Below are 14,924 nucleotides of genomic sequence, written 5' to 3'. Positions count from 1 at the left end.
CGAGCACGACTCGCCCCGCGGGTCGGGCTCGGAGTAAGACCTGCCGCCGTTGATCTGTGGTGTATTGAACGCGTCAGATCACACCCCTTTGCCTCTCCCAACGGTCAAGGCAAAAGGGGCAAGAACTGACGCAACAGATCGAGTTGTTGGCCACCTGAATCGTGCGTCGGGCGACCTTCTGAAAACCTCACATGCAGTCCGGCAGGATTCCGACAGCCGGGCCAGTGATAAACAAGTAATCAATCAACTCGGTGACATCGCCGATGGTCACGTTCTCGGCCACCGGGTGGAAGCCGCCCGATTGATTGATATCGGCCTCGGCGATACAGGCCACCGGCTGCTGACTCACGAATAGCATATCCACGAGCGCGGTGACGTCACCTATGGTCGGCTCATCGCCGCCAATACCGTTGGCATCGCCGACACGTCCGATGCAACACCCCACCGTGAGATCGCAGATAGTGAAGTCATAGTTGCACCAGGGCTCATAATCGATGAAATCAGTGACTTCGTCACCGTCGCCGTTGGGATTGGTCGGATGAGTGGGGCCGTGATCGGAACCCCAATAATTGCGTTCAGCCATAGCGCCGAATGCCGAGTTGGTCCAGAACCCAAACGTGTTGTTATAAATACGATTGTGACTGGCTGTGACACTGGCGGCGGCGCCGTCGTCGTAGGCCACCACACCGACATCCCATCCCTGGATATCGGAATCCAGCAGGGTCGTGATGGCGGTCTCGCCCAGCGCCCACGTGGCCGCGCCGTATGAGCCGGCGGTGCCGACACCATTCAAAACGAGATTGCTGAGCGTAACTACCGTAACGGCGGCCTTGGTGATATCGTCGGCGACATAGGGATCCTCGAGCGGCGACGCCATCCGATGGCGCAGAAACATAGTCGTCGCCTTGACATTGCCGTAATCACGAACACTAACCCCTTCCTCGTCATTCGTTCCCGATGGTGTCACCGTGGCGCCGTTGGCTGACCCGCTGGTTTCATGGAAGACGATCGCCGCCTGCGACCCGCTGACCAGGCTGCCTGTAGCCACGGCACCGTTGGCCGCCTCGTAGAACAGAATGCCGCTGGCGCCCCAATCGCCGCCGGTGTAAGCGACATTGGCGACCGTGCAGTCAGTGATCGTGCCGTTCGCCCCGAAACCCACTTGTATTCCGTTCTGCGCTGTGATCGCAGTAGGACCGACACCTGTTACCGAACAGCCGGTGACTGTCGCCACCAGCCCGCCGCCGCCAAGTACGATGCCGGCTTTTTGAATGTCGGTCACGGCGACGTCGGTTATGTCAAGATAATACGGCCCACCGGTATTATTGAAAGCATAGATACTGACACCATGCTGCTGGCCGCTGAATGGATCGTCGCGCACGCCGGTGATATCGACATTGGTCACCGAACCGCCGGCATTCCAAAAGCCGATACCGACAAAGCGGTAGTTGTTGTTGCCGCGCGCGAGGCCGTCAATCGACAGATCACTTATGTCAACGTCCGCACTGTTCACGTATATGATCGGGTGATTCGCGGCGGCGGTAGTAAAGTACTGCGGCAGGCTTGGGGGCGACTGCAGCGTTACCTGGGCTTTGTCCACTCCGGCCAAAGTCATCGGCTTCGCGATGACCACTTGCTCCTCGTATGTTCCCGCGTACACGTAGACCTCATCACCGGCCGAGGCGACATTCACGCCTTCCATTATGGTTGAGCCGTTGGTAGGATCGACACACCAATTCCACGAGGTCGTATGCGGATCGTCCAGGTAATTGCCGCCCCACCAGGGTGAGTAGTCGACCGCCGATGAAACCGGCGATCCGGAACCCTTGCTCGCGACGCCGCCACCCGCATAGATCAGTCCCTCGGGCACACCGGCTTCGCCGGGGGCGTACGGCGTGGCAACCGGACGGGGCCTTGGCGTATAGTCTGCGGCCTTGAGGCTGAATCCCGGCCCGGAGGCATCGCCCCACCAGTTGGCGGTAGCGTCGATCATGTTCGTGAAGTTGTTGTAGACGCCATGTGACGAATTGCCGCCCAGGTCGTTGCGGTTGACCGCGCAGGTCACCGTGTTGCCGGTGGGAATAACCACGACTTCGGCGAGGCCGACCTCGCCGTTGACAATTGTGTTATCGTGAACTCGGGCAATAAGGCTCCCGTTGGTCCAGCCGCTGTAGTACGAGCCTCCCCACGGGTCGACTCCGGAGCCGTAGAGGTCTACGCCGGAGTTGATCGTGTTGCTGATTATGCATTCCGACACTTCCAGCTCAAGCGAGGCGCCCGCGTCGCCCAGGTGAGTCGTTACACCCCACTCGTTCTGATTCAAGGTGACTTCATCGATTGTGATTGTCGGGGTGGCCGGCGGCGTGTAAATCCAGTTCCATTGCGAGTGCCCGATCGCTATCTCGCAACCGGCGAGCGTGCCGCCCGTAACGGTCACATCGCCACATTCAAAAAGCAGTATCCCAGTGCCCGCCCAATCGGTGCCGGGATACGCGACCATACTCACCTGGTTGCCGGTAAGCGTAGCTGTGGCACCGTAGCTTATCTGAATACCGTTCTGAGCTACAATCGTTGTGCCGCCGCCGATAACGGTGTTGTTGTCAATTGTCCCGACCGTAGACGGCCCCATCAACACGATACCGCCCTTCTGGAACGGCGTCAGGGTGTTGGACGTGACGTCGACCGTGCAGCTTCCGATCATCCCGTGCGTAACCGCAATCCCGACCACCCGGGAACTCCCCGTGCCGACCGCATCGGTGATGTTCGTAATGTTACAGCCGGTGACCGACCCATCGCTGTTGTAGAAATGAACGCCGTAGAAATTGTCCGGGCCGAGCGCCTTGCCGTCGACCGTGAAACCACTGATGGCCACGGTCGAACCGGTGACACCGATGCACGCGTCAATGGTACGAGTTGAGCCGTCCCACTGGGTGATCGAATAAGTGGTCCGGCTCCCGAGAGCCACCGCCTCGATAATCGACTGGCCTGCCCCTGCCCCTTGCAGAGTCAGGTTCTTGCCGTCAATCCGTATCTGTTCTACGTACGTGCCAGCCGCGACTACGATCATATCACCGGGGCCGGCGACATTGACTGCCGCCTGAATAGTCGGCTGGTCCTGGGGTACCAGAATGGTGGCCGTGTAGGCCGTGCTGACACAGAGGAGAAGTGCGAGCAGGATTACCCATCGTCCCATAGGAATCTCCTTTGCAGGTTTGTATTTTCGCGACACTCCAAAATACCCCTGCGTACCTTCTTTTGCAAGGAATAGTTGGCCCGTTTATCCTGTTTTGCGGAGAAAGCGGATGCTTTTAGTGGTGTTTTGGAATGGGCGTATCAGCAGCCGTTGCGTAGGTCGGGACCCCTGAGGTCCCGACACTATCTTGTGCATGGTGGAGTCGGCCACCGACTTGATAGTGGTCCTCGTCCACCATGCACGAGATGTAAGTCAATGCCAACGAGCCGGACGTCATGTTCCGGTCACAAGGCGTATCGTCACAAACAATCCGGCAATCCCAGCGCCGGGCCGGTGATGAACAGATAGTCGATCAGGATGGTGATGTCGCCAATCGAGATATCCTCACAGACAGGATTCGAACCGCCAGACTGGTTGATATCCGCCTCTTCCAGGCAGTCCAGAATGCCGGCGCAACTGCCGGAAATGAACTTCGCATCAATCATGGTCGTGACATCGCCAATTGTGGGTTCGTCATCGCCCGACTGATTGGCATCGCCAACGCGACCAGCGCAACATGTCATTGGACCGATTCCATACCAGAAACCGTGGTGCAATTCTTTGCCCGCAGACCAGGAGTTCCCCACTCCTGTCTGAGCAACGGTGCCACCCGTCCGATAATGTTCCGACATGGCGCTCACAGTACCTCCGGCCGAGAAAACCTGGCATCGGATGCTCTTTCCAGTTGACGTCGACGGCGTCGCTGCTACGAGTGTCAACCCGACGGCCAGTGATCCGAGAAGCGCCGACAATAAACTCGGGAGGCTTGACGATTTCATAAAACTGCTCCTTCTCACCGGCGGCAGCTAGTGACTGGCCTTTTCCAGCGCTTCGAGCCGGTGCCGCAGTTCGTCGTTTTGTGCTTTCAGTTCCTTGATCGCCTCGACCAGCAGCGGCGTCAGTTTGCCGTAATCGACACTGTAATACCCGTCGCTGCCTTTCGACACGACTTCAGGAATGACTTCCACGATCTCCTGGGCGACAAACCCGACCTGAGAGTCACCCGTGAAGCGATGCTGCGGGAATTGCGCGCTCTTCCATCTGAAACGGATGCCCCGCAGGTGTTCGACCACGTCTAGAGCTCCGGCGATGGTCTCCACGTCGTCCTTGAACCTCGCGTCTGAGCACACTCCGATCGTCCCGGACGCACATATGTTCCCACTTACCTGCAATGCTTCGCTTGGGGCTTCGTTGTTGACGCCGACCCGGCCACCGTTGACCGGGTCCGATTCAAGGTAAACTCCGGTGTTCGCGCCGCCGTGCCGAAGCCTTAGTGTGTTGTCGTCATCGGTGACAGTGATTTGCAGGCCGTCTCCGTCTGTGCCACCGACATTGGAAATAGCCATGGAGCCGCCCTCACTGGTTGCATATACCTGCACGTTGGTGTCCGGAGGATCGCCGGGCAAGAGCGACGAGACTTTGAGCATCTCCATGCCCGCGCGAGTGGGCGATTCCCTGATTTGAATCGTCTCCGATTCCCCGCCGCCATCGCGCTTCATGGTGAAGCTGACCTGTTCCATATGGCCCGTCAACAGTTCGATTTCGTTCTTGTGAGTGGGGCCTGTTGTCATCATTGCCATACGGGTCGCAACGGTGTCGGTCTCCGCGATTATCAGAACCGAGTCGCCGGAGAACACTCCTCCCTTATTCACGATGATATTCCAGCCGGCCAGCTTGGGGGTAGCCTTATCATAGACTTTGGCTACTGAGATGCCGTCGGTTGCCTCCATCGACGCTTCGAGCAGGCCCGGAGACGCCTTGTCGAACATCTTGGTGACCGCTGGTCCCTCGCCCGACTGCACCAGCGACTGGAAGAGCTGTGGCGACGACTTGTCGGTCTTGCTGGTCATGCTGCTTCCGTCCGTTGCCGCCGTCATGAACCAGATACTGTCGCTCTGAATCAAGCTCATCATCAGAACGGAATCAGGGCCTCCGACACTCTTCTTCTTTGCCATTGACTCATAAAGCTTCGGTGTTGCTTTGTCGTAGGCCTTGGTTATCGCGACACCGTCAGTTGCCTCCATTGACGATTCCAGCAGACCGGGAGAAGCCTTGTCGATTATTTTGGTAACCGACGGTCCCCCGACCGCCTCCGCAGAGAACCAGATGGTGTCACTTTCAATCAACATCATAATCAGAAGTGAATCAGAGCCACCGATACTCTTCTTCTTTGCCATTGACTCATAAAGCAACGGTGTTGCTTTGTCGTATGCCTTGGTAATGGAGAATCCATCGGATGCTTCCATTTCGCCATAACTCTGCCCGCCCATGGTTGCCCATGAGATTTCTTGGTAGTTAAGACCTATTTGCTCGCTCATGCTAAGGCTCCCTGGCGAAGTCGTGATGTCACCGTTAACTCGGTGGGTTATCATGGCATAGGGCACACTGCTAAGTAGAAACCGAGGTTGCATCACCTCACCGTCAACAGTGATCTCAGCAAAAACGTCGAAAAAAGACTCCGTGGGCGAGTAGGGTGGCGTGACAATATCAGGCGTAATGTAATTGACCGAGCCGAGAATGACCTCGACAAGGCCGTTGTTTACAGGAACGTCAAGATGCTCCTCCGACCAAAGCTCATTTCCACCCAGTTCGGCATCGTACATCCTGAAGACGAAGTCATGAACACCTGTCATTGGGGTGCCCTGGTCATCATAAAGATGACCCTGGTAGTTGATTTGGTACGGAACCCCAGCGCCGACTCTCGGGGAAACCAAAGTTGACAACGCCAGAAGGGAAAGAGTGAGCGCCGGAATCGTTTGAAGACTTGCCTTACGCATAGCGATTCCTCCACTAGTACTTACAGGTTTAAGGTGACTTGTGTGTTCTAGGTGCGGCTGGTATTACTTATTTATTATAGAGGACGACAGACAAGTCTGTCAACTGAAAACAGAGGCTGCGCGGTCGTTGTTACTAAGAACTGAGCTTACCAGGAGTGAGAACAATTATCATTACCAAAACTGACGGTAGCAAAACAAAACCTCACAAGTCGGGAATCAGTACAGGATGGTTCCTGACTTCACGCGGAAGCATGCCAGCGAGCGCCTTTGGAATGAGCTCGCCTTTACCGCCAAGCCGGAGCGTGACAAGCCATTCCAAGGAAGTGTTCTATGTACACTCGCGCGGCTCGCGCACGGGACTTTCGCAGAAAACTGGGGGCAGTATATCTTCTCAAAAGTTGACTGTACAACCCAGGCGTGGCAGGTCACACCACGAACCTGCCACGCGGTTCCGCATTCTTCTATAAACAGTTGGGCAATCCCAGCGCCGGGCCGGTGATGAACAAGTAGTCGATCAGAATCGTTATATCGCCAATCGAGATATCCTCACAGACAGGATTCGAACCGCCAGACTGGTTGATATCCGCCTCTTCAAGGCAGGGAAGTATCCCCGTACAGGTACCACTGATGAACTTGGCATCTATCATGACCGTAACATCACCGATCGACGGCTCGTCTTCTCCCGACTGGTTGGCATCGCCGACCCGCGTGAGACAGCACCCGCTGTTATCACAAGCGTCTCCGATACCGTCCTGGTCGGAATCCTCCTGCCCCGGATTCGCCGCAAAGGGGCAGTTGTCAGTCATATCAGGAACCTGATCGCCGTCGGAATCGATGTCGAGATAATTGGCTACTAGGTCCGAATCGATGTCATCATCAGTCGGATCGCCGTTGCCGTTGGTGTCTTCTTCAATCGTGAGAATGCCGTCGCCATCATCATCGTCGTCCAGAACATCAGGGACTTGATCGCCATCGGTATCAGCAGGATTAGCTACCGTGCCACCCCCCTCGTGTACCTCGGCAAAATCGCTCACCCCGTCACCGTCGCTGTCGGCAAGCATGGGATTGCTGCCTATATCGGCTTCGTCGGCATTGGCCAGACCGTCGCCGTCGATATCATCGTCACAGACATCGCCGATATTGTCATTGTCGAGATCTTCCTGACCCGGGTTGTGGACCTGCGGGCAGTTATCCGACGCATCCGGCACGCCGTCGTTGTCAGCATCGGGGATGACTTCCGTTACCGTGCGTGATGTCGTGTAGATAAAATCGCCTGAGGAAAAACCGTTATTGTTAGCCGCGTTTCCAGCGGCATAGAAGGTGATAGGGCCTGAGGCGAGACCGGTCGCGGTCCACTGGAAAGTCCACTGTGACTCCGGGTTCGGGCCGATCTGATTGGTGCCTGTCAGTGTGTGCTTTATATACTGCCTGCCCGACATGGCAGTCGTCTTTTGCGTGCGAGTCAGCTCGGTCACCACGAGGTTGCCCGCCGGCTGGTTGGACGCATTTAGCGCCGTAACTTCGAATCCCCAGCGCGACTGTCCGGGGTCGGCCAGTTGAACTGCAACAGTGATGGTCTCCCCTGATATGTACGTCGCAGGTGTCGTTATGGTCAGACTGCCGTTGCCCGAGTTAACCGGGAACGACGTATGACACGCCGTGCAGTTCGCCTCGCCCGGAGCACCAGTGTGCGCATCGGGCGGGCCGGTCGAAAAAGACAGCACAATCGATCCCATTAAGACCATGGCGAGGGAGATAATGACAATACGGTGTCGCTTCATCCGAAGTCCTCCAGAAACATAAGTAACCGGGTCCGACAGCGCCGGGCAGGGTGCGACTATCGGTTCTGGCGGTGTCAGGTCAGTGCAATTGAACGTAGAACCACTAAAAGATGTTTCTTGTTCCCGGTCAGGCACAAGGGCGGCCGTGCCGGACCGGTTCGCTTCGGTTGTCTGCGGTAGGTGCCTACGGACAATCCGGCAAACCGAGCGATGGCCCGGTGATGAACAGGTAATCGATCAGGATGGTTATGTCGCCAATCGTGATGTCGTCACAGACAGGTTCAGCCGCAGCCGACTGATTGACATCTGCCTCGGAAAGGCAGTTCAATACGCCATCACAGGTCCCGGAAATGAATTCAGCGTCGATCATAACCGTAACGTCGCCGATCGTCGGTTCGTCATCGCCGGACATGTTGCCATCCCCCACGCGACCACTGCAGCAACCACTTGTCGACCCCGACCCTGCCAACTCTCGTAGCAACGCAAGTTCGATCCCAAGCATCGTATTCGGGTTATCATCGCCCTCCGGGATCCATACAGGCGGCTGTTCGATGGTATAGACCCGATTAGGGTTGTTCATCGCCGCCGTATTGACTCGTGTCCACGGGCATTTGCCTTCGCCACCGTATGACTGGTCGGTAGCGGCATTAATCAGGATTACGGCATGGTGGTTATCGGTGATCCTCGGGTTGTGGTCGATTTCCGTTTGCAGGCGAAGATACTGTGTCCGCGCCATTCGCATGAACCTGTCGGCCTCACGCTCGGACCAAAACACAACATCGGCGGTGTCGTGCGGGACATGGCCGCCGTTCACCTGGGCTGTGGCAGTGCGGTTATGCGGGCCCTCGACATCGAGCAGGAAGCGCACGGGGGGATCGTCGGGGTATCGCGCGAGTACACCCGAGGCCATCGTTACACCGTATGACTGTGAAAGAATTCCTACGCGCGCCGGATCGATCTCCGGCAACGCCGCAACGTACCGTACCGCTTGTAGAAGTCCGTCCTGCTGAATGTACCCGTTGTAATCTTCAGTGGTATATGTGCCGCCGTTAGTCGACAGCCCCCGACCGTCGGGGTCGAAGTGCATAACGATAAAACCTGAGTCCGCCACAGCCATGGCCAGACCGGATATGTCGAAGGCGCTCCCTGCGCCGGAACCACCGGGGACCATCACAACTCCCGGGTATGTTCGAACCCGGTCGAAATCGATCGGTCGATGGACATGGGTGTAGATATTTATGCCGCTGGTCGGATTGTAGAGCCAGGCTATCTGTGTCCCGGCGGCAGCGGGAGGTCCGACTTCCAACACCACCGGAGCGCTGCCGAGAGCCACCTGGTTCGGATCGACGGGAAGGATCACTCCGGTCTTAACGTCTGTCGATGTCACAGTCGCCTCGCTAAGCCCGACGGCGCTCAGAACAGCACTGATATCAACGAGGCCGGAGCCGTCGGTCTCGCGATACAAAAGGAGTACAGGAATGACGGGATTCGAGGGAGTCTGCGCGGATTGTCTGAGCATCTCAAACACTCTCACGCCGGAGACACCCAGCACACTTGTCCGATCTTGAATCACACCGCAGTCGCGCAGTGCCCAGGCCACGTATGGAAACTGATCAGACAGCACATCGGTCGGCAGCGGGTCACCCCCCGACGCTTCGTATGTCTCGAAGATACCTTTGAGTTCATGATCGTTAACGAACTGCGCGATCACATTGCCGCCCGGAGATAGTCTCCCCACGAAATTCTCATTCAGCCAATTTAGCAAATCGGCAAGGCCGACACCGTGGACTACCGTCGCGGCACCGCCATGATTGCACCACCCCCAACTCCATACTTGAGGCGGAAGGTCAAGCCGCTCACGCTCGAGCCATTCGAGATAGACGAGCAGAAATTCCTTTTTGAGTTGCGGGAAACGGAGATCGAAAAACACGCGACTTTCTGTCGGGCCGTGCCAACCAGCTTCGCCTGGCTGTGGAAAGTGCGGGTACGTTACCACATTGTCGGCGCCGCGTTCAACAGTCCAGACAATGTGTTGTCCAAGCGGCACCGGGGCCATCGCCTCAGTAGTTCTAAGGTTGTAGCCCATGTCCATCCAGCACGTGGCACAGCCGTAGTGTGACTCCCCCACCCAGAGGTGACCGGCGCCTACCAGGCTGCCCACAAGGTCATGATTATCCTGCCAGTGCTGCTCGATCTCCAGCGCCGTGGGCGTGGTATTGTAGGTCCACCGCGTTGGGTCTGTCCCCTGAACAAAAGAATGGGCGTGCACACCGACAACATGTCCTGCCATTAGATGGGCAGACCATAGGGCACTGTCGCCCTCCAGTTTGGCCCGAGCGGCGTAAGCACCGCTCATGTGAAACGAAATGTGCGCGCCGACAGCATCGGCCTGATTCATCTCCCACTCGAGCTGCCCCGCAGTGAATTGATACCTGTCGGTAGTGGTTTCGTAAGTCAGGCCGTTTATCAGCGGCGGCGTGTAATCTATGACACTCTCTACCTCTACATGGTTGACATAGACAATGTGGATAGGTAACTGGTCTGCTGACGACCGCTCAGCAGCCGACAGACTGGTATCGCCGGCGAGGACCAATACACTCATTATCGCCAGCATTGGGAGGAAATTGGTACCAGAACTCAAGAGACCTCAGGGCAAGATAAGGCTGGATCACACGCACTCAAACCGCTTCGGCTGTGGCTTCAGTTCGCGAGTGCGCCATCGCGTTTCAAGTTCTAATGTATCAAAATGGGTCCGCTTGTCAAGGTGGGAATTCGGGCCTTGATCAACTTACATGATACCTAACGAGAGGCCTCCCCAGTTATCACAGACAATCCGGCAGACCGAGCGATGGCCCGGTGATGAACAGATAATCGATGAGGTAGGTAACGTCGACTATCGAGATATCATCGCACGTAGGATCAGCGCCCCCGGATTGATTGATGTCACCTTCTGCAATGCAAGTGATAAGCGGGTCACACGAATAGACGATGTACTTGGCGTCGATCAGCGCAGTCACGTCGCCGATTGTCGGCACATCGCCGCCCATGCCATTGGCGTCGCCCACGTATCCGATACAGCACGCGCTTCGCTTAGTCCACTGCGCCAGGTTCGCCGCGACCTTTCCCCCCGCCATCTGAAAATTACCCCCCACAGCCAGTTTGTAGCCATAGTCAACCAATGCTTTCACCGCCGGTATGCTTCCTCCCAGCCCGGATCCAAGCGCTCCCCACACGGCACCATCCCACGCTGCGATGAGATTGACCGTGGAATCGCCGGCTGTTATGAACTGTCCGCCGGCAACTAAGTGCTTGTCATAGACGGTGAGCGCTTCGATATCGCCAAATATGCCGGACCCCAGCGCCGACCACGCGAGACCGTCCCACGCAGCTATATTGTTTACCGGTATTCCGCCGGCACTGAAAAAACGTCCACCCATTATGAGCAGGTCGTTGAATACTGCGAGAGCTTTACCGTGACCGTCGATTCCGGAACCAAGTGGTGCCCAGATGGAGCCGTTCCATGCAGCCACGCCGGCGACGTCGACACCGCCTGCGCGTGAAATTCCGCCCGTGGCCACGAGTTGACCTGCATAGACGGCGAGAGAGGCTACCGAGCCCGTCACGCCGCCGCCCACTGATGACCATTCGACTCCGTTCCAGGACGCGATGCTGAATGCGGTGACACTGCCGGCGCCGTCGAAACTGCCCCCGGCGATCAAGTTGTTATCATACGCTGCAAGTGCCCGGACCTCACCATCGCCGTTGATTCCAGATCCCAGCGCCGCCCAGGCGGTGCCATTCCAGGCGGCTATCGACGACGCACTTGCCCCTCCAGCCTCCGTGAAATCCCCGCCGGCAACAAGCAGATTCTGGAAGACAACCAGCGCGTACACCGAACTGTTGATCCCCGAACCAAGTGGTGACCAGTTGGCCCCGTCCCAGGCGGCAATATGCTCAGCGGCGACACCGCCGATGGTGGTGAAGTCTCCTGCGGCGATAAGACGATCTCCATAGACCGCAAGTGAGTGCACAACATCGCTTGTGCCCGGGCTGACCGGCAGCCACTCGAGACCGTCCCATTCAGCTATGTTGGCTGCATCAGCAGTAGACATCGAGCGAAAATCGCCGCCCGCGATGAGCCGTTGGTTATACACCGCGAGGGTGGCGACCATCGTAAACCAGGGCGCATACTGCTCGCCAGGCGCGGACCAGCCCGCGCCGTTCCACGATGCCACACAGTAAGCGTCAACGCCGCCGGCAGTTTCAAAGTACCCTCCCGCGAACAGTTGACCGTTGTATACTGCGAAGGCATCGACGAAGTAATCGCCGATACCGGACCCCAGCGGTGACCATGCGAATCCGTTCCATCCGGCCACATGGTTTGCGGCGACTCCGCCCGCCGAAGTGAACCACCCCCCGACAATCAACTGACCGTTGTGAACTGCGAGCTCCTCTACATCGTTGCCCACACCGGAGCCGAGCGGAGTCCAACTGATACCGTTCCAGGCTGCCACACGGGCTGCCGGCGCGCCCCCGGCGTTGTCAAACCACCCCCCGGCTATCAAGGAGTTACCGTAAACAGTCAGCGCTCGAACCGAGTTGTCAGTTCCCGCACCGAGAGGCGTCCATAACACCCCGTCCCATGCCGCCAGACGCGATGCCACTGTCCCGCCCGCCGTGCTGAATGACCCGCCTGCGATCAACCTACTGTCGAAGACCGCCAGAGCAGCGACCTCTCCGTCGGTACCACTTCCCAGGGAGGACCACGAGAAACCATCCCAGGCTGCGATATAATTCACGGTGACATCACCGGCAGTCGTGAAGACACCACCCGCGATGAGCAGGTCACCATAGACGGCCAACGACAACACGCGGGCATCGGTACCCGAGCCGAGCGGTGACCACGAGACACCATCCCACGCGGCGATGTTGTTCGCAAAGGTGCCGCCCGCGATGGTGAAGCTGCCTCCGACAATGAGTCTGCCCTGGTACTCAGTCATAGCGGACACAGGTCCGTTGAGTCCTGTAAGCGACGGTGAGACGTTGTTGTTCCAATGAGCGTCGTCGGGATGATCGGCGGGGCGAATCGCAGATTTCATCGCTGTAGCAGCCTGATCCATCCTGGGAGCGACGATCGCATCGCGAACCGCCTTGTGAAACCAATAGGCGCTGTCAAAAGGTGAGTTGTTACGCGTGACCGCGCCATAGTCACCAATATCCGGCCGAACTCGATCTGGATCCGAGTCGGCGCCATTCTCCGAGCCGAGGAGCGATGCGGCAGGTATGACGAAGAACAACGCCAGCAGTAATGTGGGGATGCTCACTTATGTCTCCTGGCGAACGTTTTGACGTGTACGCGGTGAAGCTACCCATCACTGCCAGATTTGTCAAGAGAGATAGAAGGTTGCGCCAAGTCCTTGTTCCGAATCGACTAAAGAGAGCCGGAACTGAGACTGCCACCGTTCCGGACCGGACAACAGGCACCGGTTCACACCGTGTTGTCTGGTGCAGCGGTTGAGGTAAAAGGGGAAAGCACAGGGGCAACTGTTCTCCGGTCTTTTTGAATGACCTCAGGTCGTGGCCCGGGTCGAGTCCGAGCACAGGTCTACTGCTGAAGACGTCACTCGTGTGAACTGCTGTCGGGCGACCCTGCCCGCCCCGCGTCCGGACAAGAGCACCCTCAATTCCACTCTACTGCGGGCCACTCATGAGGGCACTCGCCACGCGTGGGTACGACCGGAACCGTCATGTTTTTCGAGTGTTTACAATGTAAAGGTTTTACTTGCCCTTGCGGGCGACGTAATGTATTGTAAGATGCTAAGTTAGGATGCACTGTTCATTTTTTGAACTGGTTGCCGATAAGCTAAACTAACAGGAGTGGTTTTGAATTACGATTGGATGCTGCTGATGACCGGACCGTCGGGGGGCGGCGGTGGCACCGTAGCGATGCTGGTCTGGATTGGTCTTTTGTTTGTAATGATGTACTTCCTGCTGATTCGCCCCCAGCGGAAGAGACAAAGAGAACACGAGAAGCTCATCAGTGAGCTCAAGAAAGGCGATAAAGTTGTAACGACCGGCGGTCTGTTCGGGACCATTTTCGCCATCGATGACGAAAAAGGACGAATCATCCTTCGCATCAATGAAGAGACGAAACTGGAGTTCCTGAAGACAGCTATCGCCGGCAAAGTGGAGAAGTAGCTGAAGAAGCTGTAGGGAGTTACCGTGGCTGAGCGACCGATCGTCATTTACGGCGACCCGGTGTTGCGGGAAGTAGCCCAACCGGTCGAGAAAATCGACCAGGGGATCAAAGACCTGGTGTCCGATATGGTGGACACCCTGAAACAGGCACGCGGACTCGGCCTGGCCGCCAGCCAGGTCGGAACTGCGCTGCGGCTCTTTATTGTCGACCTCTCAGCGATCGATATCGATCAAACCCTCAGAGTGTTTATCAATCCGGAAATTGTCGAGACCGAAGGTGAGATAGAGATGGAAGAAGGGTGTCTCTCGTTTCCGGATCTGTTTCTCAAAGTAACCCGCCCGGAGCGGGTCAAAGTTCGCGCGACCGACCTGGAGGGCAGACGGTTCGAGATGACCGCCGACGGTATTGCGGCGCGCGCTATTCTGCATGAGTACGATCACACTGAGGGAAAGCTGTACGTCGATTATCTCACGCCGCTGGCCCGGACCATGCTCCGGGGACGGCTGAGAAAACTGGCCGCCGCGTCCTGAGAGATTTCTCCCGCTCGTGCGATCGCCGGTCATACCGGCGGTCGGTCGACACCACTACAGCTCCGAGACATCATACGGTCCGGATTGGTCTGTCCGAATCGCCGCGAGCTGTCTGGTACTCCGCTATGACATCACGATGAAGATTGTTTTCATGGGAACGCCGGAGTTTGCCCGCGCGATCCTGAACAGCCTGCTTGACAGCGAACATGATACCCTGACGGTGGTAACCGGACAGGACAAGCCGGTCGGGCGCAGCCGCGTGCCGACACCGACAGTAGTGCGCCAACTCGCCGAGAAGCACAAGCTGCCGGTGCTGACACCCCGGTCGCTCAAAGATGACGCGCTCTATTACTCGCTGCTCAACCTGAACGCCGACTTGTTCATCGTAGCGGCGTTTCGGATACT

General features: G+C 57.3%; 10 protein-coding genes. 4 read left to right on the top strand and 6 right to left on the bottom strand.

The features are described 5' to 3' along the window. Positions 1 to 187: 187 nt before the first annotated feature. Both AB1772_11940 and AB1772_11935 read right to left on the bottom strand, forming a co-directional pair. Positions 188 to 3,193 (bottom strand): NosD domain-containing protein, encoded by a 3,006-nt coding sequence (locus AB1772_11940; protein MEW5797057.1) that lies wholly within the window; start codon positions 3,191 to 3,193, stop codon positions 188 to 190. A gap of 299 nt (positions 3,194 to 3,492) precedes the next feature. Next, positions 3,493 to 3,756 (bottom strand): hypothetical protein, encoded by a 264-nt coding sequence (locus AB1772_11935; GenBank protein MEW5797056.1) that lies wholly within the window; start codon positions 3,754 to 3,756, stop codon positions 3,493 to 3,495. A 106-nt stretch (positions 3,757 to 3,862) separates the two neighbouring features. Here AB1772_11935 and AB1772_11930 point away from each other — a divergent pair, with 106 nt between their 5' ends. Next, complete coding sequence (locus AB1772_11930) at positions 3,863 to 4,042, top strand: hypothetical protein (GenBank protein ID MEW5797055.1); 180 nt, start codon at positions 3,863 to 3,865, stop codon at positions 4,040 to 4,042. Here the strand turns inward: AB1772_11930 and AB1772_11925 are convergent. The 4 genes from AB1772_11925 to AB1772_11910 form a co-directional block, all read right to left on the bottom strand. Continuing rightward, the gene (locus tag AB1772_11925; protein ID MEW5797054.1) at positions 4,039 to 6,009 is read right to left on the bottom strand and encodes a tail fiber domain-containing protein; all 1,971 of its coding nucleotides are present in this window, start codon (positions 6,007 to 6,009) and stop codon (positions 4,039 to 4,041) included. The genes AB1772_11930 and AB1772_11925 overlap by 4 nt on opposite strands. Positions 6,010 to 6,470: 461 nt before the next feature. Further along, on the bottom strand, positions 6,471 to 7,790 hold the full coding sequence (locus tag AB1772_11920) for a choice-of-anchor V domain-containing protein (GenBank protein MEW5797053.1): 1,320 nt from the start codon (positions 7,788 to 7,790) through the stop codon (positions 6,471 to 6,473). Positions 7,791 to 7,974: 184 nt separating this feature from the next. Next, the gene (locus tag AB1772_11915; GenBank protein MEW5797052.1) at positions 7,975 to 10,392 is read right to left on the bottom strand and encodes a hypothetical protein; all 2,418 of its coding nucleotides are present in this window, start codon (positions 10,390 to 10,392) and stop codon (positions 7,975 to 7,977) included. 220 nt (positions 10,393 to 10,612) lie between these two features. Next, positions 10,613 to 13,114, bottom strand: coding sequence for a hypothetical protein (locus tag AB1772_11910; GenBank protein ID MEW5797051.1), 2,502 nt, complete (start codon positions 13,112 to 13,114; stop codon positions 10,613 to 10,615). 559 nt (positions 13,115 to 13,673) lie between these two features. Here AB1772_11910 and yajC point away from each other — a divergent pair. From yajC to AB1772_11895, 3 genes are all read left to right on the top strand, one after another. Continuing rightward, on the top strand, positions 13,674 to 13,988 hold the full coding sequence (gene yajC, locus AB1772_11905) for a preprotein translocase subunit YajC (GenBank protein ID MEW5797050.1): 315 nt from the start codon (positions 13,674 to 13,676) through the stop codon (positions 13,986 to 13,988). 24 nt (positions 13,989 to 14,012) lie between these two features. Then, complete coding sequence (gene def, locus AB1772_11900; protein MEW5797049.1) at positions 14,013 to 14,519, top strand: peptide deformylase; 507 nt, start codon at positions 14,013 to 14,015, stop codon at positions 14,517 to 14,519. 136 nt (positions 14,520 to 14,655) lie between these two features. Continuing rightward, positions 14,656 to 14,924: formyltransferase family protein (locus AB1772_11895; protein ID MEW5797048.1), on the top strand; the 269-nt coding region annotated here is incomplete at its 3' end.

The organism is Candidatus Zixiibacteriota bacterium (assembly GCA_040752815.1).
Lineage (GTDB): Bacteria > Zixibacteria > MSB-5A5 > GN15 > FEB-12 > JAGGTI01.
This window is presented reverse-complemented; position numbering and strand designations above follow the sequence as displayed.

Bases quoted from the DNA above. Each gene is read 5' to 3' on its own strand.
- AB1772_11940 (MEW5797057.1), bottom strand. From the start codon at position 3,193: ATGGGACGATGGGTAATCCTGCTCGCACTTCTCCTCTGTGTCAGCACG.
- AB1772_11930 (MEW5797055.1), top strand. From the start codon at position 3,863: ATGGCGCTCACAGTACCTCCGGCCGAGAAAACCTGGCATCGGATGCTC.
- AB1772_11935 (MEW5797056.1), bottom strand. From the start codon at position 3,756: ATGACATGTTGCGCTGGTCGCGTTGGCGATGCCAATCAGTCGGGCGAT.
- AB1772_11925 (MEW5797054.1), bottom strand. From the start codon at position 6,009: ATGCGTAAGGCAAGTCTTCAAACGATTCCGGCGCTCACTCTTTCCCTT.
- AB1772_11920 (MEW5797053.1), bottom strand. From the start codon at position 7,790: ATGAAGCGACACCGTATTGTCATTATCTCCCTCGCCATGGTCTTAATG.
- AB1772_11915 (MEW5797052.1), bottom strand. From the start codon at position 10,392: ATGAGTGTATTGGTCCTCGCCGGCGATACCAGTCTGTCGGCTGCTGAG.